The 26,255-nt window shown below is 62.5% G+C and carries 22 protein-coding genes and 1 pseudogene; 15 read left to right on the top strand and 8 right to left on the bottom strand.

The annotated features are described in order from the left end of the window. Positions 1-63 precede the first annotated feature (63 nt). The gene (locus tag PFZ56_RS04740) at positions 64-1,557 is read left to right on the top strand and encodes an aldehyde dehydrogenase (RefSeq protein WP_102881284.1); all 1,494 of its coding nucleotides are present in this window, start codon (positions 64-66) and stop codon (positions 1,555-1,557) included. Positions 1,558-1,730: 173 nt separating this feature from the next. Then, entirely contained in the window at positions 1,731-2,879 is a 1,149-nt protein-coding gene (locus tag PFZ56_RS04735; RefSeq protein WP_170002917.1) for an MFS transporter, read from the top strand. 4 nt (positions 2,880-2,883) lie between these two features. On the opposite strand, the gene PFZ56_RS04730 is transcribed toward PFZ56_RS04735, so the two are convergent. Both PFZ56_RS04730 and PFZ56_RS04725 read right to left on the bottom strand, forming a co-directional pair. After that, entirely contained in the window at positions 2,884-4,455 is a 1,572-nt protein-coding gene (locus PFZ56_RS04730) for a phospholipase D family protein (protein ID WP_170002919.1), read from the bottom strand. A 69-nt stretch (positions 4,456-4,524) separates the two neighbouring features. Then, entirely contained in the window at positions 4,525-5,949 is a 1,425-nt protein-coding gene (locus tag PFZ56_RS04725) for a PLP-dependent aminotransferase family protein (RefSeq protein ID WP_170002921.1), read from the bottom strand. 180 nt (positions 5,950-6,129) lie between these two features. Here PFZ56_RS04725 and PFZ56_RS04720 point away from each other — a divergent pair, with 180 nt between their 5' ends. Continuing rightward, positions 6,130-6,372, top strand: a complete 243-nt coding sequence (locus tag PFZ56_RS04720; protein ID WP_102881281.1) for a DUF1127 domain-containing protein — start codon at positions 6,130-6,132, stop codon at positions 6,370-6,372. A 27-nt stretch (positions 6,373-6,399) separates the two neighbouring features. Here PFZ56_RS04720 and PFZ56_RS04715 read toward each other — a convergent pair whose 3' ends face one another. Beyond that, positions 6,400-7,713: an FAD-binding oxidoreductase gene (locus PFZ56_RS04715; RefSeq protein WP_115581206.1), complete on the bottom strand. Its 1,314-nt coding sequence runs from the start codon at positions 7,711-7,713 to the stop codon at positions 6,400-6,402. 148 nt (positions 7,714-7,861) lie between these two features. Between PFZ56_RS04715 and PFZ56_RS04710 the strand changes: the two genes are divergently transcribed. Further along, positions 7,862-8,215, top strand: coding sequence for a YkgJ family cysteine cluster protein (locus tag PFZ56_RS04710; RefSeq protein ID WP_102862531.1), 354 nt, complete (start codon positions 7,862-7,864; stop codon positions 8,213-8,215). A 47-nt stretch (positions 8,216-8,262) separates the two neighbouring features. Here the strand turns inward: PFZ56_RS04710 and PFZ56_RS04705 are convergent, their stop codons facing one another. After that, on the bottom strand, positions 8,263-8,751 hold the full coding sequence (locus PFZ56_RS04705) for an Lrp/AsnC ligand binding domain-containing protein (protein WP_011064210.1): 489 nt from the start codon (positions 8,749-8,751) through the stop codon (positions 8,263-8,265). A 157-nt stretch (positions 8,752-8,908) separates the two neighbouring features. Between PFZ56_RS04705 and dadA the strand changes: the two genes are divergently transcribed. The 6 genes from dadA (at position 8,909) to PFZ56_RS04675 (ending at position 15,044) form a co-directional block, all read left to right on the top strand. Then, on the top strand, positions 8,909-10,210 hold the full coding sequence (dadA, locus tag PFZ56_RS04700) for a D-amino acid dehydrogenase (RefSeq protein ID WP_102862530.1): 1,302 nt from the start codon (positions 8,909-8,911) through the stop codon (positions 10,208-10,210). Then, positions 10,182-10,535, top strand: a complete 354-nt coding sequence (locus PFZ56_RS04695) for a RidA family protein (RefSeq protein ID WP_102862250.1) — start codon at positions 10,182-10,184, stop codon at positions 10,533-10,535. The genes dadA and PFZ56_RS04695 overlap by 29 nt, the downstream gene beginning before the upstream one ends. Positions 10,536-10,625: 90 nt before the next feature. After that, positions 10,626-11,699 carry an alanine racemase gene (alr, locus tag PFZ56_RS04690; RefSeq protein ID WP_170002923.1) on the top strand — a complete coding sequence of 358 codons (1,074 nt, stop codon included), beginning with the start codon at positions 10,626-10,628 and terminating at the stop codon, positions 11,697-11,699. Between the two features lie 132 nt (positions 11,700-11,831). Then, on the top strand, positions 11,832-12,380 hold the full coding sequence (locus tag PFZ56_RS04685) for a cupin domain-containing protein (RefSeq protein ID WP_102862248.1): 549 nt from the start codon (positions 11,832-11,834) through the stop codon (positions 12,378-12,380). Between the two features lie 182 nt (positions 12,381-12,562). Then, entirely contained in the window at positions 12,563-12,979 is a 417-nt protein-coding gene (locus tag PFZ56_RS04680) for a cytochrome c5 family protein (RefSeq protein ID WP_102881278.1), read from the top strand. Between the two features lie 136 nt (positions 12,980-13,115). Continuing rightward, positions 13,116-15,044, top strand: coding sequence for an acetyl-CoA hydrolase/transferase family protein (locus PFZ56_RS04675; RefSeq protein ID WP_170002925.1), 1,929 nt, complete (start codon positions 13,116-13,118; stop codon positions 15,042-15,044). 113 nt (positions 15,045-15,157) lie between these two features. Here the strand turns inward: PFZ56_RS04675 and PFZ56_RS04670 are convergent, their stop codons facing one another. Continuing rightward, on the bottom strand, positions 15,158-15,730 hold the full coding sequence (locus tag PFZ56_RS04670) for a xanthine phosphoribosyltransferase (RefSeq protein WP_011064203.1): 573 nt from the start codon (positions 15,728-15,730) through the stop codon (positions 15,158-15,160). A 55-nt stretch (positions 15,731-15,785) separates the two neighbouring features. Then, positions 15,786-17,795, bottom strand: a complete 2,010-nt coding sequence (rep, locus tag PFZ56_RS04665) for a DNA helicase Rep (RefSeq protein ID WP_102862245.1) — start codon at positions 17,793-17,795, stop codon at positions 15,786-15,788. A 267-nt stretch (positions 17,796-18,062) separates the two neighbouring features. On the opposite strand from rep, the gene PFZ56_RS04660 reads away from it, so the two are divergent. Next, positions 18,063-19,736: a bifunctional diguanylate cyclase/phosphodiesterase gene (locus PFZ56_RS04660; RefSeq protein ID WP_102862244.1), complete on the top strand. Its 1,674-nt coding sequence runs from the start codon at positions 18,063-18,065 to the stop codon at positions 19,734-19,736. A 54-nt stretch (positions 19,737-19,790) separates the two neighbouring features. Here the strand turns inward: PFZ56_RS04660 and PFZ56_RS04655 are convergent, their stop codons facing one another. After that, a complete protein-coding gene (locus PFZ56_RS04655) occupies positions 19,791-21,191 on the bottom strand; it encodes a NorM family multidrug efflux MATE transporter (RefSeq protein WP_170002927.1) in 1,401 nt (466 codons plus the stop codon). A gap of 157 nt (positions 21,192-21,348) precedes the next feature. Between PFZ56_RS04655 and PFZ56_RS04650 the strand changes: the two genes are divergently transcribed. From PFZ56_RS04650 to PFZ56_RS04640, 3 genes and pseudogenes are all read left to right on the top strand, one after another. Further along, positions 21,349-22,269: a LysR substrate-binding domain-containing protein gene (locus tag PFZ56_RS04650; RefSeq protein WP_102862242.1), complete on the top strand. Its 921-nt coding sequence runs from the start codon at positions 21,349-21,351 to the stop codon at positions 22,267-22,269. Between the two features lie 193 nt (positions 22,270-22,462). Beyond that, positions 22,463-23,536: pseudogene (locus PFZ56_RS04645) on the top strand (Cache 3/Cache 2 fusion domain-containing protein); the annotation flags it as partial. Positions 23,537-23,578: 42 nt separating this feature from the next. Beyond that, positions 23,579-24,439: a methyl-accepting chemotaxis protein gene (locus tag PFZ56_RS04640; protein ID WP_372342485.1), complete on the top strand. Its 861-nt coding sequence runs from the start codon at positions 23,579-23,581 to the stop codon at positions 24,437-24,439. 86 nt (positions 24,440-24,525) lie between these two features. On the opposite strand, the gene PFZ56_RS04635 is transcribed toward PFZ56_RS04640, so the two are convergent. Then, the gene (locus PFZ56_RS04635; RefSeq protein WP_170002931.1) at positions 24,526-25,452 is read right to left on the bottom strand and encodes an ABC transporter six-transmembrane domain-containing protein; all 927 of its coding nucleotides are present in this window, start codon (positions 25,450-25,452) and stop codon (positions 24,526-24,528) included. Positions 25,453-25,565: 113 nt separating this feature from the next. Here PFZ56_RS04635 and PFZ56_RS04630 point away from each other — a divergent pair, with 113 nt between their 5' ends. After that, positions 25,566-26,144, top strand: a complete 579-nt coding sequence (locus tag PFZ56_RS04630; RefSeq protein ID WP_170002933.1) for a TetR/AcrR family transcriptional regulator — start codon at positions 25,566-25,568, stop codon at positions 26,142-26,144. Positions 26,145-26,255: the final 111 nt, after the last annotated feature.

Below are 26,255 nucleotides of genomic sequence, written 5' to 3'. Positions count from 1 at the left end.
TTCTTCATGAGTGCCGGCGTAGTTCGCATGGCGCTTGTATTCAAATAAGAGGAGGACACTCGTATGACCACCCTGACTCGTGCCGATTGGGAACAACGTGCCCGCGACCTGAAAATCGAAGGCCGCGCCTACATCAATGGTGAATACACCGCAGCTGTTTCCAATGACACCTTCGAGTGCATCAGCCCGGTAGACGGCCGTGTGCTGGCAACCATTGCCAGCTGTGACGCCGCCGATGCCCAGCGTGCCGTGGACAATGCCCGCGCCACCTTCAACTCTGGCGTCTGGTCGCGCCTGGCGCCGGCCAAGCGCAAGTCCGTCATGATTCGTTTTGCCGGCCTGCTCAAGCAACACGCCCAGGAGCTTGCGCTCCTGGAAACCCTGGACATGGGCAAGCCCATCACCGACTCCCTGGAAATCGACGTGCCCGGCGCGGCGCAAGCGCTGAGCTGGAGCGGCGAGGCCATCGACAAGATCTACGACGAAGTCGCGGCCACCCCCCACGACCAACTGGGTCTGGTAACCCGTGAGCCCGTGGGCGTAGTCGCGGCCATCGTGCCGTGGAACTTCCCGCTGATGATGGCTTGCTGGAAACTGGGGCCGGCGCTGTCCACCGGTAACTCGGTGATCCTCAAACCTTCGGAAAAATCCCCGCTGACCGCAATCCGCATCGCGGCCCTGGCGGTGGAAGCCGGAATTCCGGCTGGCGTGTTCAACGTGCTGCCCGGCTACGGCCACACCGTTGGCAAGGCCCTGGCCCTGCACATGGACGTGGACACCCTGGTGTTCACCGGCTCCACCAAGATCGCCAAGCAACTGCTGGTGTACTCCGGTGAGTCCAACATGAAGCGCGTCTGGCTGGAAGCTGGTGGCAAAAGCCCGAACATCGTGTTCGCCGATGCCCCGGACCTGCAGGCCGCCGCCGAATCCGCTGCCAGCGCCATTGCCTTCAACCAGGGCGAAGTCTGCACCGCCGGTTCCCGTCTGCTGGTGGAGCGCTCCATCAAGGACAAATTCCTGCCGCTGGTGATCGAGGCCCTGAAAGCCTGGAAACCGGGCAACCCACTGGACCCGGCCACCAACGTCGGCGCCTTGGTGGACACCCAGCAGATGAATACCGTGCTGTCCTACATCGAGGCCGGTCACGCCGATGGCGCCAAGTTGGTGGCCGGTGGCAAGCGCACCCTGCAGGAGACAGGTGGTACCTACGTCGAACCGACGATTTTCGACGGCGTCACTAACGCGATGAAGATTGCCCAGGAAGAGATCTTCGGCCCAGTGCTGTCAGTGATTGCGTTCGACAGCGTGGAAGAGGCGATCCAGATTGCCAACGACACTCCGTACGGGTTGGCGGCGGCGGTCTGGACTGCAAACATCTCCAAGGCGCACCTGACGGCCAAGGCGTTGCGTGCCGGCAGCGTCTGGGTCAACCAGTACGACGGTGGCGACATGACCGCGCCGTTCGGCGGCTTCAAGCAGTCGGGCAATGGTCGGGACAAGTCGCTGCACGCGTTCGACAAGTACACCGAGCTGAAAGCGACCTGGATCAAGCTCTGAGTCTTCGGGTTTGAGGCGATGGCGTCCGCAAGGGCGCTTGCGCCGGCAAGCGCCACGTCGCATGGGCGCTTCTATCCGCAGCCATTGATCCGCAGCGCAGCCGGACTTCCCGAGAGGGGAGTCCGGCTGTGTTGTCTGTGGCTTGCAGAATAATCATCCACAGGAGTGTGGAAATGCCTTGGGCGACCTATTTCGCCGTTTTATCCGCTGTCTTGAGTGTCGGCCTGGCCTTGGGCATGACCATGCCGCTGGTGTCCTTGCGCCTGGAAAGCTGGGGCTACGGACCCTTTGCCATCGGCGTGGTAGCGGCGATGCCGGCCATTGGCGTGCTGCTGGGCGCGAAGATTTCCAGTCGGCTGGCGGCCCGCTTCGGTACCGCCAACCTGATGCGCCTGTGCCTGTGGGCGGGTGCGCTCTCTATTGGACTGCTGGCGCTGTTGCCCAGCTATCCGGTGTGGCTGGCGTTGCGCCTGATTCTGGGCGTAGTGCTGACCATCATCTTCATTCTGGGGGAAAGCTGGATCAATCAGCTGGTGGTGGAGCAGTGGCGGGGGCGGCTGGTGGCGTTGTATGGCAGCGGCTATGCCCTGAGTCAGCTGGCCGGCCCCTTGCTGCTGGGCGTCCTGGGGACCACGCAGGACTACGGCTTCTGGGTCTCGGTGGGATTGCTGGTGGCAGCGCCCTTGCTGCTGTTGGGGCGTAGCGGAGCGCCGAGCACCGAGTCTTGCAATGTCACCCTGATCGACCTCTGGCGCTTCTGTCAGACGCTGCCGGCGATTGGTTGGGCGGTGGCCTTGTTCGCGACTTTCGAGGCTCTGATCCTGACCCTGCTTCCGGTTTATTGCTTGAGCCAGGGCTTCACCGAGGACGTGGCCCTGGCCATGGTCAGCACCGTAGTGGTGGGCGATGCATTGTTGCAGCTGCCGATCGGCGCCTTGGCTGATCGCGTCTCCCGGCGCGGCCTGTTCACCGGTTGCGCGCTGATCCTGCTGTGCTCCAGTCTGGCCATTCCCCTGCTGTTGGACAGCGTATTGATCTGGCCGTTGTGGGTGCTGTTCGGGGCCAGCGCTGGTGGGCTGTTCACCTTGTCGCTGATCCTGATCGGCGAGCGTTATCGCGACGATGCGCTGGTACGAGCCAATGCCCATGTGGCGCAGCTGTGGGGCATCGGTTGTCTGATCGGTCCCTTGGTGGCGGGGGCGGGCAGCCAGTGGGTCAGCGGTCATGCGATGTTGCTGCTGGTGGCGGCGGGCGCCTTAGGCCTGTTGCTTCTGCTGCTGCGTCAGGGCGCTTTTGGCAGCGTCCAGGCGCAACCCTTGTAGCGCGTCAAAGCATGCGCTCCAGACCGATGCGAGTGCTCAGCCAGGCATTGATGCGTCGCCACCAACTGCCGGGCTCGTGGCTCAGACTGTGCAGCTGCCCATGGTCCTCGGTGATCCAGACCAGCTTGCCGTCCTCCAGTTTGACCTGGTAGCTGAGGGGCGGCGCCATCCCTTGCAGGGCCAGGGCGCGTACATGCTCGGCCAGTTCGGGGCTGTCTACCAGTACCCCGACCTCGGTGTTCCACAGCACTGAGCGTGAATCGAAATTGAACGAGCCGATAAAGCTCTTCTGTCGGTCGAAGACCATCGCCTTGCTGTGCAGGCTGGAGTCCGAGCCCTTCAAGGAACTGCTGTGGAACAGCCGCGGACCGCTGCCGCCGCCCCGCTCTGCAGGTTGCCTGCGCAACTCGTAGAGCTTCACGCCGTGTTCCAGCAAGGCCTTGCGATAGGGCGCGTAGCCGCCATGCACCACCGGCACGTCGGTGGCTTCCAGGGCGTTGGTCAAGAGGCTGACCGCGACCCCGGCGTCAGCCCGGCCGGTCAGGTACACCAGCCCCGGCTGGCCCGGGACGAAGTAGGCCGAGACCATGATCAGTTCCTTGCTGACGCCCTTGAGTTCCGGTGCCAACTGGGTGGTCAGCAGCAAGTGCGGGTCGGGATCGCCCTTGGCCAGGACCTTGGTGGGGGCGTCCCACAGGGCCTGGTTCCAGGCCCAGATCAGTTCCTTGCGCCAGATATCCATGCGCGGCTGAGTCTGGTAGGTCATCAACTGGCGATACAGGGCCTGGTTCTGCCGGTGGCTGTCCTGTAGCGACTCTTCCAGGCGCTGGCGGGTGTTGTTCAGGGCCTGGGTTGAAGATGCGTAAGACAGGAACTCGCCTATGGGGCGGCTCAGGGCACTGTTCCAGTATTGATCGAAGCTATGGCCCAGCTGTTCGGCCACGGGGCCTGCGCTGAACATGTCGATGTCGGTGAAGTTGAGATTGGGTTCGGCATCGAAGTATTCATCGCCGATGTTGCGCCCGCCGACGATGGCCACGCTGTTGTCCGCCAGCCAAAGCTTGTTGTGCATCCGGCGATGCTGTTGCGACAGGTTGAACAGGCGGCCCACGGCTCGGGTAACGCCGGTGCTGCGGCCCAGGTGCAGCGGGTTGAACAGGCGGACCTGGATCTGCGGGTGGGCGGCCAGGGTGGCGATGATCTGGTCCAGCCCGTCGCTGGTGGTGTCGTCCAGCAGGATGCGCACCCTTACGCCTCGGTCAGCGGCCTTGAGCAGCTCGTCCACCAGCATCCGGGTGCTGATGCCGTCATGAACGATGTAGTACTGCAGGTCGAGGCTGCTCTGGGCGTTGCGGATCAGCTCGGCGCGGGCCATGAAGGCTTCGGTGCTGTTGGGCAGCAGGCGAAAGCCGGAGCGTCCCTGGTAGGGGGCGGCCTGGGCCCGGATGGACTGGGCGAAGCTGGAGTCACTGGCGGCCAACGCTTGGCTGGGCTGGTAAGGCACTTCCTGGGTGGCGCAGCCGCCTAGCCCGAAGGTCAGGATCAGCGGCAGGATAAACCCCTGTTTACGGCTCAAGTCAGGTCGTCTCGCATCGCGGCGCGGGTTGGCATGGGGCAGTGGGCTTCCTGCAACGTGACCCGGGGTTCAGTCCTGGGTTTCGCTGAGCAGCTTGATGGCTGCGGAGCCGACTTTGCGTACCGCGTCTTCGATCTGCGCGGTTGGCTTGGCAGCGTAGTTCATCCGCAGGCAATTGCGGTATTTGCCCGAGGCGGAAAAGATACTACCCACAGCGATCTGCACGCCTTGGTCGAGCAATGCCCGGTTGAGTTTCAGCGTGTCGAAGCCTTCGGGCAGTTCGATCCACAGCATGAAACTGCCCTGGGGGCGACTGGCGCGGGTGCCCGTGGGGAAATAGCGGCTGACCCAATCGAGCATCAGGTCGCGATTGCGCTGGTATTGAGTGCGCATCTTGCGCAAATGGGGCTCGAAATGACCGCTTTTCAGGAATTCGGCGATGGCCACCTGGGGTTGCGGGGCGGTGGAGCCGGTACTGATGTACTTCATGTGCAGCACCCGCTCCAGATAACGGCCGGGTGCGACCCAGCCGATACGCAGGCCGGGGGCCAGGGTCTTGGAGAAGGAACTGCACAGCAGAACCCTGCCGTCGTCGTCGAAGGACTTGATGGTTCGTGGGCGCGGGTAGGTGTAGGCCAGTTCGCCATACACATCGTCCTCGATGATCGCCACGTCGAAGCGCTGGGCCAGGGTCAGCAGGGCCCGCTTGCGCGACTCCGGCATGATGTAGCCCAAGGGATTGTTGCAGTTGGGGGTCAACTGTATGGCCTTGATCGGCCACTGCTCCAGGGCCAGTTCCAGGGCTTCCAGGCTGATCCCGGTAATAGGATCGGTGGGGATTTCCAGGGCTTTCATGCCCAGCCCCTTGAGGGTCTGCATGGCGCCGTGGAAGCTCGGCGAGTCTACGGCGACTATGTCCCCGGGCTCGCAGATAGCGCGAATGCTGGAAGACAGGGCTTCGTGGCAGCCGGTGGTGATCACCAGGTCATTGGCCCCCAGCTGGCAGCCAGAATCCAGCATCAGCCGCGCCACTTGCTCGCGCAACTCCAGCACGCCGTAGATGTTGTCGTAGTGCAGGCCGGGCATGTCCTGGCGCCGGCTGAGCCGGGCCAGGGCCCGTAGCAAGGGCTTCATGGTTGGCGTGGTGATGTCCGGCATGCCGCGGCCCAGCTGCACCACGTCCTTGCGCGGCACCGCGCGGATCAGCTCCAACACCTGGTCCCACTGGGAGATTTCCACCGGCCGCTGGGCCGGGCGACCGACTGCCGGTAGCGCAGGCAACTCACGGCTGGGGGGGACGAAGTACCCGGATTTTGGCTTGGGCATGGCCAGGCCGTTGTCTTCCAGCACGCGGTAGGCCTGCTGCACGGTACTCAGGCTGACCCCGTGTTCTACGCTCAGCGCGCGCACCGAGGGCAGTCGATCACCGGGGCGATAGAAGCCCTGTTCGATGCGGGTGCCCAGGAGTTCGGCGAGGTTCACGTAGAGGGTCATGGCGTTGGCTCGAAGTGGTAGTCACGGAGGACCAGTACAGATGAGGCAAAAATACGGCATTCAGCGGGATTTTTGGCAAATCTGTATGGAAGTAATACCGCTGTATTGGGTCTGTATTGGTTTTGGTGTGGCGCCCATCATGCTCGCTCATGGCAACTTGAGTAAACAGGAGCAATGGAGATGAACGGCTTGAGCGATGTGCGGCTGTCGTTACGCGGTCAGGAACTGGAAGTCGAGCAGGAGCGGGCGGCGGCGACCCTGTCGTGCACTGCGCCGTCCGGGCTGGGAACCTGGGACCTGTACTGGCATCGATTGCGTACCCGCAAGGCGTTGCTGGAGTTGACCGCCGAGGAGTTGCGGGATGTGGGGCTGAGCCGCGAGGAGGCACGGGCCGAAGGCCTCAAGCCTTTCTGGCGGCTGTAATCCGCGGCGACAAGGAGCCGCGGAAGATCAGGCCAGCTCTTTCAGGCGATGCCAGAGCATGCCCAGGGCCAGCAGTGGCGAGCGCAGGTGCTTGCCGCCGGGAAAGGTGATGTGCGGCACCTTGGCGAACAGGTCGAAGCCGCCGCCCTGTTGACCGCTGATGGCCTCTCCCAGCAACTTGCCCGCCAGGTGCGTGGCGTTCAGCCCATGGCCTGAATAGGCCTGGGCGTAATACACATTGGGCTGGTCCTTGAGTCGGCCGATCTGTGGCAGGCGGTTGGCGCCGATGCCGATCATGCCGCCCCACTGGTAGTCGATCTTCACCTTGGCCAGTTGCGGGAACACTTCCAGCATCTTCGGCCGCATGTACGCGGCGATGTCCTTGGGGTCGCGTCCCGAGTAGTGGCAGGCACCGCCGAACAACAGGCGCCGATCGGCCGAGAGCCGGTAGTAGTCCAGAGCGACGCGCTGGTCGCAGACCGCCATGTTCTGTGGCAATAGCTCTTGCGCCTGGGCCTCACTCAAGGGTTCGGTGGCAATGATGTAGCTGCCGGCCGGCAGCACCTTGCCCCCCAGCTCCGGGTTGAGGTCGTTGAGGTAGGCGTTGCAGCCCAGCACCAGGGTCTTGGCGCGGACCGTGCCGCGATGGCTGTGGACCTTGACCTCGGGCCCGTAGTCGATGCGAGTCACTGCCGAATGCTCGAACAGACGCACGCCCATCTGCTGCGCCGCCCGGGCTTCACCCAGGGCCAGGTTCAGTGGATGCAGATGGCCCGAGCCCATGTCGATCAGCCCGCCAACGTAGCGTGTGGAGCCCACTACGCTGTGCATTTCACTGGCCTGCAACAGGCGGGTTTCGTGGCGATAGCCCAGGCTGCGCAGCTCTTCGGCGTCTTCGGCAAAACCCTCAAGGTCTGCTGGCTTGTTGGCCAGGTCGCAGTAGCCCCAGGTCAGATCGCAGGGGATCTGCAGGCGTTCGATGCGCTGGCGGACGATTTCCACCGCCTCCAGGCCCATGAGCTTCATCTGCCGCACGCCGTCGCTACCGATCACCTTGGTGAACTGCTCCAGGCCGTGGCCGACCCCGCGAATCAACTGCCCACCGTTGCGGCCGCTGGCGCCCCAGCCGATCTTGCGGGCTTCCAGCAGGATCACGCTGAACCCGCGTTCGGCCAGTTCCAGCGCGGTATTGAGCCCCGAGAATCCGCCGCCTACCACGCACACGTCCGCTGTCAGCTCGCCTGCCAGTGTCGGGTAGTCCGGCTGCGGCAGGCTGCTGGCGGCATAGTAAGAGGCGGCGTGCCGATCGCTGGCGGCGGATGGCTGAGCACTGGCGGGCATGGAAAGTGTCCTGATCAGGGGGGCTTTAAAAATTGCCGGAGCATAAGCCGGGGCTTTCGTTTGCAGCAACCGCAGGATGCCCGGCCCTGTCTGCTGCCAGGCATTTAGGGCAGAATTCATGGCTATTCATGCCCCGGTAGCCTTTTTCATGAGCTGTAACCGTCAAATCGTCCGTAGTTTGCGTCAGCAGATTCCCTCTTTCGAGTGCGTTCCTGGTTGCCACGACTGCTGCGGCCCAGTCACCACTTCGCCTGAGGAAATGTCCCGCCTGCCGCGCAAGACCGCTGCCGAGCAGGACGCCGCCATGGACGAGCTCAACTGTGTGCACCTGGGCCCCAATGGCTGCACGGTGTATGACGAACGCCCGCTGATCTGTCGCTTGTTCGGCACCACGCCGAGCCTGCCGTGCCCCAACGGCCGGCGTCCCGTGGAGATGATCCACCCCCGGGTCGAGAAGCAGATCCACGACTACATGGCCAGCAATCGTCAGGTCCTGGTCTAGCCCCTCGCGCTCCGAGCCAGCTTGCCGCGGAACCGGCGCCCCTCATCTCAGTCCGGAATCGGCAGGCTCAGGCTTTCCTTCACTTCCTCCATCACGATGTAGCTCTTGGATTCCCGTACATGGGGCAGCTTGAGCAGGATGTCCCCCAGCAGCTTGCGATAGGACGCCATCTCCGAGATCCGCGCCTTGACCAGATAGTCGAAGTCCCCGGACACCAGATGGCACTCCAGCACGTGCGGCAGCTTCAGCACCGCCCGGCGAAACTCCTCGAAGGTATCCCCTGATTTGTAGTCCAGGCTAATCTCGACGAACACCAGCAGGCTGCCCTTCAAGTGCTGCGGGTTGAGCCGGGCGTTGTAGCCCATGATGATTCCTTCGCGTTCCAGGCGGCGCACTCGCTCGGTGCAAGGGGTGGTGGAGAGTCCGACCCGTTCCCCCAGCTCGGTGAAGGAAATGCGTCCATCGGCCTGCAGAATTCGCAGGATATTGCGATCTATCTTGTCCAGGGCACGACGGGTCTGATGATTGGTGCGCATAGGGGATGCCCCTCCGTGAAAAGCGATATTGCCGAGAATTCTCGCCAAATATAGGCGGTTATATAGTGAAAATCACTGCTCAATGTTTCTTACACTGCGCCCATCTTTGCTCTGAATAACAAACGTCAGCGGTCAAGCCGCGATGAGGGATATGAAAATGCGCGTTCTGGTCTTGGGCAGTGGCGTTATCGGAACCACCAGTGCCTATTACCTGGCTCGAGCCGGGTTTGATGTGACCGTGGTGGACCGCCAGCCGGCTGCAGCCATGGAAACCAGTTTCGCCAACGCCGGCCAGGTTTCCCCTGGCTATGCCTCGCCCTGGGCTGCTCCGGGCGTGCCGCTCAAGGCCATCAAATGGCTGCTGCAGCGCCACGCACCGCTGGCAATCAAGGCCACCGCCGATATCGACCAATACCTGTGGATGGCGCAGATGCTGCGCAACTGCACTGCCAGCCGTTATGCGGTGAACAAAGAGCGCATGGTGCGTCTGTCCGAATACAGCCGTGACTGCCTCGACGAATTGCGTGCGGAAACCGGCATCGCCTACGAAGGTCGCAGCCTGGGCACCACCCAGCTGTTCCGCACCCAGGCGCAACTGGACGGCGCGGCGAAAGACATCGCCGTGCTCAAGGAATCCGGCGTACCGTTCGAGCTGTTGGATCGCGAGGGCATCGCCCGGGTCGAGCCGGCTCTGGCCAGCGTCACCGACATCCTTGCCGGTGCCCTGCGCCTGCCGAATGACCAGACCGGCGACTGCCAGATCTTCACCACGCGCCTGGCTGAAATGGCCATCAAGCTGGGGGTGGAGTTCCGTTTTGGCCAGGACATCCAGCGCCTCGACTTCGCCGGCGACCGGATCAATGGCGTGTGGATCGACGGCAAACTGGAAACCGCCGACCGCTACGTGCTGGCCCTGGGCAGCTACTCGCCGCAATTGCTCAAGCCGCTCGGCATCAAGGCTCCGGTGTACCCGCTCAAGGGCTACTCCTTGACCGTGCCGATCACCAACCCGGCGATGGCACCGACTTCGACCATCCTCGACGAGACCTACAAGGTCGCGATCACTCGTTTCGACAACCGTATCCGGGTCGGTGGCATGGCCGAAATCGCCGGTTTTGACCTGTCGCTGAACCCGCGCCGGCGTGAAACGCTGGAGATGATAGTCAACGATCTCTATCCTCAGGGCGGCGATCTGTCCCAGGCCAGTTTCTGGACCGGGCTGCGTCCTACCACCCCGGATGGCACGCCAATCGTCGGTGCCACGCCGTTCCGTAATCTGTTCTTGAACACCGGTCATGGCACCCTCGGTTGGACCATGGCCTGTGGTTCCGGTCGTTTGCTGGCGGACCTGATGGCCAAGAAAAAGCCGCAGATCAGTGCCGAAGGCCTCGATATTTCCCGTTATGGCAACCCTCAGGAGTCAGCTAAACATGTCAATCCAGCGCCAGCTCACCAATGAGCGCATGAGTCAGATCGTCGTTCACAGCGGTACGGTGTATCTGTCCGGGCAGGTCGGCGATGACATGAGTGCCGGGATCGAACAGCAAACCCGGGAAACCCTGGCCAACATCGAGCGTCTGCTGGACCTGGCGGGCACCGACAAGAGCAAGCTGCTGTCGGTGACCATCTACCTCAAGGACATCGATGCCCACTTCGCAGGCATGAACAGTGTATGGGACCAGTGGCTGCCAAAAGGCGTGGCCCCGGCCCGGGCCACTGTGGAGGCCAAGCTCTGCGAGCCGGAAATCCTCATCGAGCTTTCCGTGGTGGCTGCTCTGCCTTAAGCGACAAGATCCCTCTCCCGGTGCCGGTGGCGGTCAGCCGTCATCCAGCACCGGTTTTTTATTCCCATGACCGCCTAGAAGTCTGCCGCCATGCGCCCTGCCCGTGCCCTGATCGATCTCCAAGCCCTGCGTCACAACTACCAACTGGCCCGTGAAGTCTCGGGTGTTCGCGCCCTTGCGGTGATCAAGGCTGATGCCTACGGTCATGGCGCCGTGCGTTGCGCCCAGGCGCTGGAGGCCGAGGCCGACGGCTTTGCCGTGGCCTGCATCGAAGAGGCCCTGGAACTGCGCGCCGCCGGTATTGGTGCGCCGATCCTGCTGCTGGAAGGTTTCTTTGAAGCCTCCGAGTTGGCGCTGATCGTCGAGCATGATTTCTGGTGTGTGGTGCATTCGCTGTGGCAGCTCGAGGCCATCGAGCAGACACCGGTGGCCAAGCCGCTGACGGTCTGGCTCAAGCTGGATTCGGGCATGCACCGGGTTGGCCTGCATCCCAAGGATTACCAGACGGCCTATCAACGGCTGCAGGCCAGCGGCAAGGTCGAGAAGATCGTGCTGATGAGCCACTTCGCCCGTGCTGACGAGCTGGACTGCTCGCGCAGCAGTGAACAGGTCGCGGTATTCGAGGCGGCTCGTCAGGGGCTGGGGGCTGAAATCAGCTTGCGTAACTCGCCGGCGGTCATGGGCTGGCCGAGCGTGCCCAGTGACTGGGTGCGTCCCGGCATCATGCTTTATGGCTCTACGCCGTTCGAAGAAAACAACTCCGTGGCTGAGCGACTGCAGCCGGTCATGACCCTGGAATCCAAGGTGATCTGTGTGCGTGAGCTGCCCGCCGGCGAGCCGGTGGGCTATGGCGCCAAGTTCATCACCGACAAGCCGATGCGCATCGGCGTGGTCGCCATGGGTTATGCCGATGGCTATCCGCGCCACGCGCCGACCGGCACTCCGGTGCTGGTGGACGGCCAGCGCAGCCGCCTGCTAGGCCGGGTGTCCATGGACATGCTGTGTGTCGACCTGACGGATGTGCCACAGGCCGGGCTGGGTTCCCGGGTGGAATTGTGGGGCAAGAACATCCTCGCCAGCGAGGTTGCCCTGGCCGCCAATACCATCCCTTATCAGCTGTTCTGCAACCTGCGTCGGGTGCCGCTGGTGTACTGCGAAGACTGAGATTGCGCGGGTTGTACCGAAAGTCGCCTGCCCTCGGGGGAATCGGGGCCAAGTGTTGTAAATACTGAACGCTGTCGCCATGATAACGCTCAATTACAACAACGCCTGATTCCCGCCTAGGAGGCTGCCGCATTGGACGTCGGTGAACGACTACAATCCATCCGTAAACTGAAAGGTCTTTCCCAGCGTGAACTCGCCAAGCGTGCGGGCGTCACCAATAGCACCATTTCAATGATCGAAAAGAACAGTGTCAGCCCCTCGATCAGCTCACTGCGAAAGGTGCTGGGCGGCATTCCCATGTCCATGGTCGAGTTCTTTTCCGAGGAAATCCTCCAGGAAACGCCTTCTCAGATTGTCTACAAGGCCCACGAACTGATCGATATCTCCGATGGCGCAGTCACCATGAAGCTGGTGGGCCGGGCGCATCCGAGTCGTGCTATTGCGTTTCTCAACGAAATCTACCCGCCCGGCGCCGATACCGGGGAAGAGATGCTCACCCACGACGGCGAGGAAACCGGCATTCTTCTCGAAGGTCGCCTGGAACTGGTGGTAGGGCTGGAAACATTTGTCCTGGAGGCCGGCGACAGCTACTACTTTGAGAGTACGAAGCCGCACCGTTTCCGTAATCCGTTCGATGCTCCGGCGCGACTAATCAGCGCAGCCACTCCGGCGAATTTCTAGACCAAGAGGCATCCTGCAAGGTTTGCAGAGAGGCCCCCAGCGACATTTCGCCGCGATTAAGACCCCTTCGACTTTGGGGTTGTTTCAGTGTGGCGGGCTAACCGTTATACTTTCGCCCGCCTGCGAAACCGTGGCCGCAGGCGTGACTAGCCACCATTGAGGGTGTACGCGTGAACCTAATTATGAAAATGCTGGCCGCACCAGCAACCGTATTGGCCCTTTGGGCAGTCAGCGCTCAAGCTGCGACTAATGATGACATTGCCAAGCGTCTTGAGCCTGTTGGCCAGGTCTGCGTTCAGGGGCAGGAATGCAAGGGTATGGAAGTCGCTGCTTCTGCAGGTGGTGGCGGTGGGGCGAAATCCCCGGATGACGTGATTGCCAAGCATTGCAATGCTTGCCACGGCACCGGCCTGTTGGGTGCGCCGAAAATCGGTGACACCGCAGCCTGGAAAGAGCGTGCCGATCACCAGGGCGGCCTCGACGGCATCCTGGCCAAGGCCATCACCGGTATCAACGCCATGCCGCCTAAAGGCACCTGCGCCGATTGCACCGATGACGATCTCAAAGCTGCTATCCAGAAGATGTCCGGCCTGAAATAAGCCGCCATTTTCAGCGAAAAAGCCGCTTACGAGCGGCTTTTTTGTGGGCGTAATTCAGCCAGTGCACTGTTCAAGGCAGCAAACTCCCGGCAAGCTCGGTCCAACCTCAATTCATGGATGGTCCCCGGAGGGTCAGATGCTGCAATCCTGTTCTATCGAGCGTGCGGTAGATGAAGTGCTCGCCCGTTTGCCGCAACACATTCACATGGGCATGCCCCTGGGCCTGGGCAAACCCAACCGTTTTGCCAACGCTCTGTATCGTCGCATTGCCCAATTGCCCGAACGCCAACTGACGATCTATACCGCCCTGAGCCTGGGCCGTCCGTCCCTGGGCGACGGTTTGCAGAAGCGCTTTCTCGAACCCTTCGTGGAGCGGGTGTTCGGCGACTATCCGGAACTGGATTTCCTTGCCGACCTGCACCGCGACAGCCTGCCGGCGAACATCCGCGTCGAGCAGTTCTTCATGCAGCCCGGCAGCCTTTTGCACAGCGCCGCAGCGCAGCAGGACTACGTCAGCAGCAACTACAGCCATGCCGCCCGGGACATCAACGCCGCCGGCCTCAACCTGGTGGCGCAACTGCTGGCCCGCGATCCGCAACACCCCGGCCGCCTGAGCCTGAGCTGCAACCCGGATATCACCCTCGACATGCTGCCGATGATTGCCAAGCGTCGTGCGGCGGGGGAGACCATCCTGATTCTCGGCCAGGTCCACAGTGACCTGCCTTATATGCCCGGGGACTCCGAGATCGACGCTGCGGACCTCGATCTGCTGATCGACGAAGAAGAGCGCAGCACCCTGTTTTCCACGCCGAACATGCCGGTGGGGATTCAGGATCATTGCATCGGCTTGCATGCCAGCACCCTGGTGCGCGACGGCGGCACCTTGCAGATCGGCATTGGCTCCATGGGGGATGCACTGACCGCAGCCTTGCTGGCGCGGCAGGCCGACAACGACGGTTATCGTGCCCTGCTGGCGGATCTGCAGGTTGACCACTGGCAGGCGCTGATCGACCGCGAAGGCGGCGTCGAGCCCTTTGTCCAGGGGCTCTATGGTTGCAGTGAAATGTTCGTCAACGGCCTGCTGGCCCTGGCGGATGCCGGCATCGTGCGGCGCAAGGTCTACCCAACTTTGGAGCTGCAACAGCAAGCCAACGCCGGCACCCTGGATGCGGCCACGGCTGGCGGGGTCTCGATTCACGGCGGCTTCTTCCTCGGGCCACGCAGTTTCTATCAGCGGCTGCGAGAATTGCCCAAGAGCAAGCTGGCGCAGTTCAACATGACCGCCATCAGCTACATCAACGAGCTGTATGGCCATGAAGAACTCAAGCGCCTGCAGCGCCGGGATGCGCGATTCATCAACAGCGCGTTCACCATGACCCTGATGGGCGCGGCGGTGTCCGATCAGTTGCAGGGCGGCAAGGTGCTCAGCGGTGTGGGCGGGCAGTACAACTTCGTTGCCCAGGGACATGCTTTGGCAGATGCCCGATCAGTGCTGATCCTGCGTAGTTGGCGCGAATCCGCTGGCGAAGTCAGCTCCAACATCGTCTGGGAGTACGGCCATTGCACCATCCCGCGTCATCTGCGGGACATCGTGATCACCGAGTACGGCATTGCCGATCTGCGAGGTAAAACGGATGCGCAAGTGATCGAGGCGCTGCTCAACATCAGCGACTCACGCTTTCAGCCGGGGTTGATGGAGCAGGCACAGAAGGCCGGAAAACTGCCGAAGGATTTTCGTCTGAACCCGCGTTTTACCGACAACAGCCCACAGCGTTTGCAGAATATCCAGGCGCGTCATAGCCACCTGTTTCCGGAGTATCCGTTGGGCAGTGATTTCAGCGATGAAGAGCGTGACCTGCTGCGGGCGCTGAACTGGCTCAAGAGCAAGTTCAAGCTCAGCGAGATCCTTGAGCTGGGCAAGGCGGCACTCGATGCGCCGGAGCCTGAGGCATTTGCGGCGCACCTTGAACGCATGGGGCTGGAGCAGCCCGATGGGCTGCGCGAGGAGCTGTATCAGCGGTTCCTGCTGGCCGGGCTGCAGGCCACGGCACCCACCTTGTCGTAGGTGCCGGCTTGCCGGCGAATGGGCCATCAAGCCTTGTGCTGCTCTCAAGGGCGTCTTCGCTGGCAAGCCAGCTCCTGCACCAGTCAGTTGCTGCGCAGGCCTGGCGGGCAAGGTTACTCGATGAAGGTGACCACGCCGCCGGCCAGGGATTTGACCCGGGCCAGGGATTCCACGCGGTAGCCCTGGGAGTCCAGTTCGGCACGGCCGCCCTGGAAGGACTTCTCGATCACGATGCCCAGGCCGGCCACGGTGGCGCCGGCCTGCTTGATGATCGAGATCAGTGCCTGGGACGCCTTACCGTTGGCCAGGAAGTCATCGATGATCAGCACACGATCGCTGCTGGTCAGGTGTCGTGGGGAGATGGCGACGGTGCTTTCCACCTGTTTGGTGAAGGAGTACACGGTGGCCGACAGCAGGTTCTCGGTCAGGGTCAGGGACTGGTGCTTGCGGGCGAAGATCACCGGCACGCCCAGGTTCAGGCCGGTCATGATGGCCGGGGCAATCCCCGAGGCTTCGATGGTGACGATCTTGGTGATCCCCGAGTCCTTGAACAGCGTGGCGAATTCATCGCCGATCAGCTTCATCAACTGCGGGTCGATCTGATGGTTCAGAAAGGCGTCGACTTTCAGTACTTGATCGGAAAGCACGATGCCTTCTTCGCGAATTTTCTTGTGCAGTGCTTCCACGGAGCTTCCTCAAATAGCGCCTGTTGCGCCAAAGGTCAGTTAAAAATAGTCGATTTTAGCGCTTTAACATCGCGCGTATATCCGCCAAAGCGCTATTGCCGCGAACGGCTTTGACTTCGGTCGGCGTGTCGTCATTGCCTTCCCAGGCCAGGTCGTCCGGGGGCAATTCATCGAGGAAGCGGCTCGGTGCGCAGTCGATGATTTCACCGTATTGCTTGCGCTTGGCCGCGAAAGTGAAGGCCAGGGTCTGGCGAGCACGGGTAATGCCCACATAGGCCAGGCGTCGTTCTTCCTCGATGGTATCGGCTTCGATACTGGAGCGGTGCGGGAGGATTTCCTCTTCCATGCCCATGATGAACACGTAGGGAAACTCCAGCCCCTTGGAGGCATGCAAGGTCATCATTTGTACACCTTCGGCGCCGTCTTCCTCTTCCTGCTGGCGTTCCAGCATGTCCCGCAGGACCAGCTTGCCGATGGCGTCCTCGACGGTCATTTCGCCGTCTTCGTCTTTTTCCAGGGTGTTCTTCAAGGCCTCGATCAGGAACCAGACGTTGCCCATCCGGTAGTCCGCGGCCTTGTCGCTGGAACTGTTGGTGCGCAGCCAGTTCTCGTAGTCGATGTCCATGACCATGCTGCGCAGGGCGGAGATCGGGTCTTCGCCGGCGCATTGTTCGCGGACCCGATCCATGAAGCGCTTGAAGCGCGCCAGGCGGTCGGTGAAACGGCTGTCCAGGTGCTCGCCCAGGCCGATTTCATCGGTGGCGGCGTACATCGAGATCTTGCGCTCGGTGGCGTAGTTGCCGAGTTTTTCCAGGGTCGTGGAGCCGATTTCCCGGCGCGGCACGTTGATCACCCGGAGGAAGGCGTTGTCGTCGTCCGGGTTCACGATCAGGCGGAAGTAGGCCATCAGATCCTTGACTTCCTGGCGTCCGAAGAAGCTGTTCCCACCGGACAGGCGATAGGGCACCTGATGGTGCTGCAGCTTCAGTTCGATCAGCTTGGCCTGGTAGTTGCCCCGGTAAAGAATGGCGAAGTCGCTGTAGGGCCGGTCGGTGCGCAGGTGCAGGCTGAGGATCTCCATGGCCACCCGTTCGGCCTCGGCGTCTTCGTTGCGGCAGCGGATCACGCGGATCTCGTCGCCGTGGCCCATCTCGCTCCACAACTGCTTTTCGAACTCGTGGGGGTTGTTGGAGATCAGCACGTTGGCGCAGCGCAGGATACGGCTGGTGGAGCGATAGTTCTGCTCCAGCATCACCACTTTCAGGGACGGGTAGTCGTCCTTGAGCAGCATCAGGTTTTCCGGGCGCGCGCCACGCCAGGCGTAGATCGACTGGTCGTCGTCGCCCACCACGGTGAACTGGTTGCGTTTGCCGATGAGCATTTTCACCAGCAGGTACTGGCTGGCGTTGGTGTCCTGGTATTCGTCCACCAGCAGGTAGCGGACCTTGTTCTGCCATTTCTCCAGGATGTCGGCGTGTTCTTCGAACAGCTTCACCGGCAGCAGGATCAGGTCGTCGAAGTCCACCGCGTTGAACGCCTTGAGCGTGCGTTGGTAATGGGTGTAGACGATGGCTGCGGTCTGCTCCTTGGGGTTGCGGGCATTTTCCAGGGCTTGGGCCGGCAGGATCAGGTCGTTCTTCCACGAACCGATCATGTTCTTGATCTCGTCGACGCCGTCGTCCCCGGAATACTCCTTCTGCATGATGTCGGTCATCAGGGCCTTGACGTCGGCTTCGTCGAAGATCGAGAAGCCCGGCTTGTAGCCCAGCCGCGCATGCTCCTTGCGGATGATGTTCAGGCCCAGGTTGTGGAAGGTCGACACGGTCAGGCCACGGCCTTCGCCGGCGCGCAGCAGGGTGCCGACCCGCTCCTTCATTTCTCGCGCGGCCTTGTTGGTAAAGGTCATGGCGACGATGTACTGGGCGCGGATGCCGCAGTTCTGGATCAGGTGCGCGATCTTGCGGGTGATCACGCTGGTCTTGCCGGAGCCTGCGCCGGCGAGCACCAAAAGAGGGCCGCCGACATAGTTCACGGCTTCTTGCTGCCGGGGATTGAGTCGGGACATGACGGTAAAAAGGGATCGGTTACGAAAAGGGCGGGCATTTTAACAGGCTGGACAGATTCTGCTGCTCTCTCCGACTTGTGACGCACAACGCTATCTAAATTTGCCGGTTTTGATACTTTCCCTCAGGATGCGCGCTGAATATGCGTCTAATGTTCGAGTTAGAGCGGTACAAGAAATTGCGTATGATAATCAATATCAATTGTTATTGCTTATTTGCGCGCCATAATGCCCGCCGCCAACTAATTTTGCAGAGTCTAGGGAGCTAGCTTGTCTAAGCCTGTCGAACCCTTGCGTTTGCTGCTACTGGCCGAAGAGCCGGTGTGGACAGCGTTGTTGCGCGAGTGTGTCGCTCCGTTGGGAGACTCGGTGGTATTGATCAGTGCTCCCACCTGGGAGTCGGTCAGTCGTTTGTTCGAAGACGATCGCAATGCGGTCCTGCTGACCATTCCACGCCTGCAGCCCGGTCCCGGGCGTTGCAGTTTGCCCACCATTCTATTGCTGGACCATGAGCCCTCAGTAGCCCCGGTAGGTGTCAGCGACTGGCTGGTGGGTTCTTGCCTGAGTACCGATGCCCTGCGCCGCTGCCTGCGTCATGTACGCGAGCGCGGTGTGCTGGAAAACACCCTGCAACGCCTGGCCGAGCAGGACCCCCTGACCGGCATCGCCAACCGCCAGGGCTTTCAGACCCTGCTGGCCGCACGGCTGGCGGAAAACGACGGTCGCGGCCTGGCCCTGGGGCACCTGGACCTGGATAACTTCCGCCACGCCAACGACGCCCTCGGCCACCAGGCTGGCGACCGCCTGATCTTGCAGGTGGTGTCGCGGCTCAAGAGCCAACTGGAGGCTGGTGACCAACTGGCTCGCCTGGGCAGCGACGAGTTTGCCTTGCTGATCGACACCCGCCGCGCGCCGCAGCGCGCCGAATGGATGGCCGAACGCATCACCGAAGCCATGGCCGAACCCTATTGGGTCGATGGCGAAAGCCTGTTGATCGGCTGCAGCCTGGGGATTGCCCATGCCCGGGCCAATGCCGGCGCCGACCCGTTGATGTGGCATGCACATATCGCCATGCAGCAGGCCAAGAGCACCCAAGGCTGCACCTTTCATATCTTCAATGAGCGGATCAACCGCAACGCCCGCAGCCTCGCCGATCTGGAAAGCGAACTGCGCCGAGCCTTGCGCCGTGATGAGCTGGAGCTGCATTACCAACCCCGGCTGAACCTGCATGACGGCAAGATCGTCGGCCTCGAAGCCCTGGTGCGTTGGCGCCACGGCGAGCGCGGCTTGCTGCCTCCCAGCGAGTTTGTGCCCCTGGCGGAACAGAGCGGGCTGATCGTGCCCTTGGGCTACTGGGTGATTTCCCGTGCTCTGCGAGACATGCAGGCCCTGCGCGAGCGCGGGCTGCCTTCGCTACATATGGCGGTCAACCTGTCGTTCCGCCAGTTTCAGGACAGCCAGTTGCTCTCGACCCTGAGCCGGCTGATCGCCGAGCGCGGGGTTGAGGCCCAGTGGCTGGAGTTCGAGCTGACGGAAACCGCAGTGATGCGCCGCAGCGATCTGGTGAAGCAGACCATGGATGCCCTGGGGCGCCTTGGAGTGCGTTTTTCCCTGGACGACTTCGGTACCGGTTTCTCTTCCTTCGTCCACCTCAACAGCCTGCCGATCACCCTGCTCAAGGTCGACAAGAGCTTTGTCGGGGGCATGGAGCAGCGTGAAGAGAACCGCAAACTGGTACACGCCATGATCAACCTGGCCCACAACCTCAATCTGGATGTGGTGGCCGAAGGTGTGGAAACCGCGGAGCAACTGGCGTTGCTACGAGGCTTTGGCTGCGATCAGGTCCAGGGCTACCTGATCAGCAAGCCGTTGCCCCTGGCGGACCTGATGGAGTACCTGACGTTCGGCAGCAGCCAGCAGTCGCTGCAGGAGGGGATGCTTTAAGCGACGGATACCGGTGCTGATCCACCGCCTTGGGCGGCGAGGACCCGCTCCCCGTCAATCCGCGCTGCTGGCTTGAACGTTCATCGCCGCAACCTCGGGCTCGCGCTTGATCATGCGGCGCATCCGCCACTCGAACGCCAGAGTCAGGCTGATGGCCGCGCAGGCCAGGCCCAGGGCCAGTCCCCACCAGACACCGGTCGGTCCCCAGCCCAGGGTAAAGGCCATCAGCCATGCCGAAGGGGCACCGATCAGCCAGTAGCAGCCCAGGCCCACCAGGAAGGTGGTCTTGGCATCCTTGAGACCGCGGATCGCGCCCATGGCGATGGTCTGGGTGCCATCGAACAGCTCGAACCAGGCCGCCACCGCCAACAGGCTCACCGCCAGTTGAATCACCTCGGCGAAGGCCGGGTCGTTGTGGTCGAGGAACAGCCCGATCAACTGGTTGGGCAGCAGCCAGAAAATCATCGCGAACCCCAGCATCGCCACCGCGCCGAAGGCGATCCCGACCCGTCCGGCCAACCGTGCATCCAGCAATTGTCCGGCGCCGTAGTGCTGGCCGATGCGCATGGTGATGGCGTAGGAGATGCCCGCCGGCACCATGAACGCCACCGACACGATCTGCAGGGCGATCTGGTGCGCCGCCAATTGAGTGCTGCCCATGGTGCCCATGCACAGCGCGGCGAAGGCGAACAACCCGACTTCCACCGCATAGGTGCCGCCGATGGGCAGGCCCAGGCGCCACAGTTCCCGCAGGTAATGAGTGTTCAGCCGAGCCAGACCCTGGCGCAATGGGTACGCGGCGTAGGCCGGATGGTGCTTGATGTGCCAGGCCAGGGCCAGCGCCATGCAGTTGGCGACGATGGCGGTCACCAGGCCGATGCCCATCAGGCCGAGTTTCGGCAGGCCGAACATGCCGGTGATCAATGCATAGTTGAGCAGGAAGTTGGCCACAGTCCCTGCCAGGCTGATGACCATCACCGGCGTCGCCCGGCCGATGGCGCTGGTGAAGCCGCGCAAGGCCATGAAGCTCAAGTAGCCGGGCAGGGCGAACGGCAGGATCAGCAAGAACTGGCCGGCAGCCTGGACGTTGCTTTCAGTCTGGCCAAAAAGCAGCAACAGCGGTTTGAGGTTCCACAGCAGCAGGCCGGCGACCAGGGCCATGATCCAGGCCAGCCACAGGCCGGCCTGGGTCAGGCGGGCGGCGCCCTGGATGTCTCCGGCGCCCTGACGAATCGCCACCAGGGTGCCGACCGCGGCAATCACGCCGATGCAGAAAATCGAGACAAAGGAATAGCTGGCGGCGCCCAGGCCACCGCCGGCCAGGGCTTGCGGGCTGAGGCGGGCCATCATCAGGGTGTCGGTGAGAACCATCAGCATGTGCGCCAGCTGGGAGGCGATCAGCGGCCCCGCCAGCCGCAGGATGGCCCAGAGTTCGGTACGTGCTGGATGCTGCATGGTCATCAGGCTCGATCAGGGAAAAGTCGGGGAGAGCGCTGATTCTCGGCGCTTCCGGGCCATAGCACAAAGGGATAAAAATACTTGCTGGCATGATAAAAACTCATGCGAATAACTTTCTGGTAGCGTTGCGTCATTCCGCTGCTGGAGCGCGTCCATGTCCCGTCGTCTTCCTCCTCTTTATGCCCTGCGCGCCTTTGAAGCGGCGGCGCGGCACAGCTCGTTCACCCGCGCGGCCGAGGAGCTGTCCATTACCCAGAGCGCTGTCAGCCGGCATATCCGCACCCTGGAGGAGCACTTCGCCTGCCGGCTGTTCCAGCGCAGCGGGCGTAATCTGCAACTGACCGAAGCGGCGCGCTTGCTGCTGCCGGGTATCCGCGAGGGTTTCGGTGCCCTGGAGCGGGCCTGCAATACCCTGCGGGCCGAAGACGACATCCTGCGCATGAAGGCGCCGTCGACCCTGACCATGCGCTGGTTGCTGGCCCGCCTCAGCCGCTTCCGCCATCTGCAGCCGGGCAACGAAGTGCAGCTCACCAGTGCCTGGATGGACGTGGACTCCGTGGACTTCAACCAGGAGCCCTTCGACTGCGCGGTACTGCTGAGCAACGGACACTTTCCACCGGACTGGGAAGCCAGCTACCTGTTCCCGGAGTTGCTGATCCCGGTGGGTGCTCCGAACTTGCTCGAAGACCCGCCCTGGGATGTGGCGCGGCTGGCGGCCACGGAGTTGTTGCACCCGACTCCGGACCGGCGGGACTGGCGCAGTTGGCTGGAGCAGATGGGGCTCACGGATCAGGTTTCCCTCAAGGGCGGGCAGGTGTTCGACACCCTGGAACTGGGGATGATTGCGGCGGCTCGGGGTTACGGCGTGTCCATGGGGGATCTGCTGATGGTGGCCGAAGATGTGGCTCAGGGTCGCTTGAGCCTGCCCTGGCCGACCGCCGTCGCCAGTGGCTTGAACTATTACCTGGTGTGGCCCAAGACCCGGCCGGGAGGCGAACGTTTGCGTCGCCTCAGCGACTTTCTCCAGGGCGAGGTCCAGGCCATGCAACTGCCCGAGGTAGAGCGCCTCGGCTGAAACGATGCAGTGCCCGGCCGACGGGGGCGCGGAGATATCCTTGCTAGGCGCTCAAGTATTCGTGGGCGCCGCCGAATCCATGGGTTATGGAACCAGCGTTCAGGAAGGTCCTAAATTACTAAAAATCCTAGAATAATTACTGCCGAGTGTGCTGATCGATCAGGATGATCCGCCTTCTCGGTAAGGAGCCATCATGTCTCAACCCCGTGCCCGGATAGCCTCCCAGCTAGGGCTTGCCCTTGCCTTGATACTCGCCCTGGTGATCAGCGGCAGTACCCTGTTTGCCCTGCGTTCTCTGGATTCGGCGAATCTCGACACTAGAGAGGAGCACCTGGCCAGCGAAGCGCGCCTGCTGGCGGATCAGCTCAACACCTTTCACAGCAGCCTGCGCGAAAGCACCCAGCGCCTCAGTGGCTTGTTTGAAAACCGCTTCCGCAGCGGCCTGAGCCTGCATCCCGAGCAACCGGTGAGTGTGGCCGGGGTTCAGACCCCGGGCCTGCACCTGGGGGACGTGGTGCTGAACAACAACTTCGAGGAAGTGGACGAGTTCAAGCAGATGACCGCCGGGGTGGCGACCCTGTTCGTGCGCAGCGGCGACGACTTCATCCGGGTCAGCACTTCCTTGAGCAAGCAGGACGGCAGCCGGGCCATTGGCACCTTGCTCGACCATGCCCACCCGGCCTATCAGAAACTCATGGCGGGGCAGGGTTATGTCGGCCGCGCGCTGTTGTTCGAGCGTTTCTACATGACCCAGTACACCCCGGTGCTGGATCGTGCCGGCAAGGTGATTGCCGTGTTGTTCGTTGGTTTTGACTACACCGATGCGCAGAACGCCCAGTTCGACAATCTCCAGCGCTTCCGCATCGGACACAGCGGCTCCCTGGCCTTGCTGGACGAGCAGCACAAATGGCTGGTGCCACCAGCGGGCGTGCAAGGACTGGATCAGGCCGCGCAGGTCATGACCGATGCAGCGCAGCAGCCGGGCAAGGGCCGCTTCTGGAGCGACCAGGGCGAAGACTTCTACAGCCTGGCGGTGCCTTTTGCCGGTGGGCCCTGGTCGGTGGTGGCGAGCATGCCCAAAGCCGAGATTCGGGCGGTGACCTGGAGCGTCGGCATCCGTCTGGTGATCGGCAGCCTGTTGGCGATGTTGTTGGCGGTGGGCGCCACGGTCTGGCTGCTGCGCAGCAAGCTGGCGCCCTTGAGTGATCTGGTGCGTCAGGCCCAGGCCTTGGGCGGCGGCGACCTGAGTGCGCGGTTGAATGTGTCCAGCCACGATGAGATCGGCCAACTGGCTCGCAGTTTCAACCAGATGGGTGAAGCCTTGTCGACCATGGTCGAGCACATCCGCCGTTCTGCCGCTGAGGTCAACGGCCGGGCCCAGGCCTTGTCTGGCCTGTCCAGCGGTGCCTATGAAGGCATGGAGCAGCAGTCGGGCGAGATCACCAGCATGGCGGGGGCGGTGGAGGAGTTCAGCGCCACGTCGCTGAACATCGCCGACAACATGGGCAGCACCCAGCGCCTGGCCGAGGAAAACGCTCAGCAGACCCATATCGGCCGCGAGTCCATGGAGCAGGCGTCATCGTCCCTGGAGCAGATTGCCGGGGCGCTCAACAGCACGGCTACGGTAATCAATACCCTGGGCCAACGCTCCCAGGAGATCGGCGGAATTGTCGGGGTGATCACCGCGATTGCCGACCAGACCAACCTGCTCGCTCTCAACGCCGCCATCGAGGCGGCCCGTGCCGGCGAGCAGGGTCGCGGCTTCGCCGTGGTGGCGGATGAGGTGCGCAACCTGGCGTCGCGTACCCGCGAGGCCACCGACGAAATCTCGCAGATGATCAACAGCATCCAGCAGGAAACCGGCCATGCCATCGAGACCATGGAACAGGGCAACCGGCTGATGCAGGAAGGCTTGTCGCGCAACGCCGATGTGGCTTCGGCCCTGGCCCTGATCGACGAGCAGAGCCGCAGCGCCGGCGAGCAGTTCGCCGCCATCACCACGGCCACCCAGGAGCAGAGCAGCACCGCCACGGTGCTCAGCAGCAACCTGCAGAGCATTGCCCAGGCCAACAGCGAGCAACGGGAAGTGGTGTCCAACCTGGCGGTCACTGCCCGTGAGCTGGAAACACTGGCTGCCGACCTGCGTCAGGAAGTCGACCGCTTCCGCTGACAGTGGCCCTTTCGCCCCGCAACCCTGGGTTGCGGGGCAAGGTCCTGCTGCACGCCGGCGGCTATCGCATCCGGCGGTTCTGAGGTTTAGCGGGGTTCGGTCGGTTCACCCAGCCCCGGGTCAACGCGCTTGCCGATGTCCCGCAGGCGCGCCAGTTGATCGACCATGGTCGGGGCCTCGTCGACGCTGCTGACGAAGGTCCACAGATAAGTCATTACCGCATACACATGCCCGGCCTTGACCTCGGGTGACAGCGCCAGCTGACTGATGGCAATGACAAACAGAATCGCCGCCACGGCGCCCAGAAACAGATAGGCCGCCGCCTCCCGGTCCGAGAGCCAGATGCGCAGCCGCGACAGCAGCCGATAGTGGCGTTGCAGCGAGGCCGCGCCGACCTTGGCCACCAGGCCGATCTCCTTTTCCAGTCGATCGTTCAGGCGTTCGTGCAACTGCTGATTGCGCCGTGCAAAGCGCGGCAGCAGGGTGACGCACAGCAGCAGGGCTCCCAGGCAGGCCAGGCCGATCCAGGGTTCGATCACCAGCAGCATGACCGCGGCACCGACAATCGATACCAGGGCGGTGGCGATGGTCGGCACATGCTTTTCGAAGAAGTCGACGAACTCCCTGGCCAGCACCACCCGCGCCGCTGCCGTGGAAGTGTTTTGCTGCTGCAGGCGCTGATTGAGGATCACCGGCACCGCCAGGTCGGCGTAGATGCGGGTGAAGGTGCGGGTGTCCACCGCTCGCCGCGCGGCCCCCACGACCCAGAAGCCCAGCACCACCAGGGCGTAGATCAGCGCGTGGGTGGTGTCACCCCGCAGGATCGAGTCTACGGCGAACCCGGCAAACAGCGGGTAGGCCAGCAGCAGGGCGTTCTCTAGCGCCACCAGGGACAACGTGACAAACAGCTTGCCCGGGTACGCCCGGGCAATGGCCTTGAGCGTCTGGCCGGCCGATTGCTGGCCGATCTTTTGTGTGGGGTCGACGATAACGGATGGGGTGACGACAGACATGAGTGCACCACAGGTGTGATAACGGTTAATATTGAGCGACTGCTCAATTATCTTTGAGCGATCGCTCAAAATGCAAGCGCCGTCCATCTCGGCGTCAAGAGGTCCGATTGCCCATGTCCCGTAACGACCGTAAAGACCAGATCATCGGCGCGGCCCTGGAGTTGTTCCGCAGCAAGGGGTTCGCCGATGTCTCCACTCGCGACCTGGCCGAACATGCCGGGTTGTCCCGTAGCCATGTCTATCACTACTTCAGCGATTGGAAGGAGCTGCGCCGCGAGGCCTTCATACGTTTTGCCAATGAGCAACTGGAGGCGGTGGGCGAACCGCTGCAAGGCGTCGCGCCCATGGAGGCGCTGCAGGGTTTTCTTCGCGATTGCCTGCCCGATTCCGCCGAGGACGGCTGGGCGCTGTGGCTCGATGCCTGGGACGAGGCCATGTATGACCAGGAGCTGGCCGAGGCCTACCTGAAGATCAACGGTCAGTGGCAGCAGATGTTGGCGCAGATCGTCCACCGTGGGGTCCAGGCCGGAGTGTTCCGCTGCTCCAGCCCCGAACGCGTGGCACGACAGTTGTTCGCGCAAACCATGGGCTACGCCGATGACCTGCTGCTGCGGGCCTCGCCCGAGGCTGCCGCGGCTGCCTTGGCAGAAGTCCTGGAAGTGGCGGGCTTGCTGTTGGGGTTCGAGGACTGAGGGCCTCAGTGCAAATGATGGGATCTTGTGGTGGTTAGCGCGATTTATTGGCTTGCTGAAACGATTCTTCAGCGCTATAAAAATCGTACAACTCCAATAAAGGCGATCCCT

It is taken from the genome of Pseudomonas danubii (genome assembly GCF_042980055.1).
GTDB lineage: Bacteria > Pseudomonadota > Gammaproteobacteria > Pseudomonadales > Pseudomonadaceae > Aquipseudomonas > Aquipseudomonas danubii.
The sequence above is the reverse complement of the archived record's forward strand: the minus strand, read 5'-3'. Positions and strand labels throughout refer to the sequence as shown.

What these genes read in the sequence shown, in the direction of transcription:
- PFZ56_RS04740 (WP_102881284.1), top strand. Translation starts at nt 64, where the DNA reads ATGACCACCCTGACTCGTGCCGATTGGGAACAACGTGCCCGCGACCTG.
- PFZ56_RS04630 (WP_170002933.1), top strand. Translation starts at nt 25,566, where the DNA reads ATGTCCCGTAACGACCGTAAAGACCAGATCATCGGCGCGGCCCTGGAG.
- PFZ56_RS04695 (WP_102862250.1), top strand. Translation starts at nt 10,182, where the DNA reads ATGTCAATCCAGCGCCAGCTCACCAATGAGCGCATGAGTCAGATCGTC.
- PFZ56_RS04635 (WP_170002931.1), bottom strand. Translation starts at nt 25,452, where the DNA reads ATGTCTGTCGTCACCCCATCCGTTATCGTCGACCCCACACAAAAGATC.
- PFZ56_RS04680 (WP_102881278.1), top strand. Translation starts at nt 12,563, where the DNA reads ATGAAAATGCTGGCCGCACCAGCAACCGTATTGGCCCTTTGGGCAGTC.
- dadA (WP_102862530.1), top strand. Translation starts at nt 8,909, where the DNA reads ATGCGCGTTCTGGTCTTGGGCAGTGGCGTTATCGGAACCACCAGTGCC.
- PFZ56_RS04720 (WP_102881281.1), top strand. Translation starts at nt 6,130, where the DNA reads ATGAACGGCTTGAGCGATGTGCGGCTGTCGTTACGCGGTCAGGAACTG.
- rep (WP_102862245.1), bottom strand. Translation starts at nt 17,795, where the DNA reads ATGTCCCGACTCAATCCCCGGCAGCAAGAAGCCGTGAACTATGTCGGC.
- PFZ56_RS04710 (WP_102862531.1), top strand. Translation starts at nt 7,862, where the DNA reads ATGAGCTGTAACCGTCAAATCGTCCGTAGTTTGCGTCAGCAGATTCCC.
- PFZ56_RS04675 (WP_170002925.1), top strand. Translation starts at nt 13,116, where the DNA reads ATGCTGCAATCCTGTTCTATCGAGCGTGCGGTAGATGAAGTGCTCGCC.
- PFZ56_RS04640 (WP_372342485.1), top strand. Translation starts at nt 23,579, where the DNA reads ATGGGTGAAGCCTTGTCGACCATGGTCGAGCACATCCGCCGTTCTGCC.
- PFZ56_RS04735 (WP_170002917.1), top strand. Translation starts at nt 1,731, where the DNA reads ATGCCTTGGGCGACCTATTTCGCCGTTTTATCCGCTGTCTTGAGTGTC.
- PFZ56_RS04655 (WP_170002927.1), bottom strand. Translation starts at nt 21,191, where the DNA reads ATGCAGCATCCAGCACGTACCGAACTCTGGGCCATCCTGCGGCTGGCG.
- alr (WP_170002923.1), top strand. Translation starts at nt 10,626, where the DNA reads ATGCGCCCTGCCCGTGCCCTGATCGATCTCCAAGCCCTGCGTCACAAC.
- PFZ56_RS04725 (WP_170002921.1), bottom strand. Translation starts at nt 5,949, where the DNA reads ATGACCCTCTACGTGAACCTCGCCGAACTCCTGGGCACCCGCATCGAA.
- PFZ56_RS04715 (WP_115581206.1), bottom strand. Translation starts at nt 7,713, where the DNA reads ATGCCCGCCAGTGCTCAGCCATCCGCCGCCAGCGATCGGCACGCCGCC.
- PFZ56_RS04650 (WP_102862242.1), top strand. Translation starts at nt 21,349, where the DNA reads ATGTCCCGTCGTCTTCCTCCTCTTTATGCCCTGCGCGCCTTTGAAGCG.
- PFZ56_RS04705 (WP_011064210.1), bottom strand. Translation starts at nt 8,751, where the DNA reads ATGCGCACCAATCATCAGACCCGTCGTGCCCTGGACAAGATAGATCGC.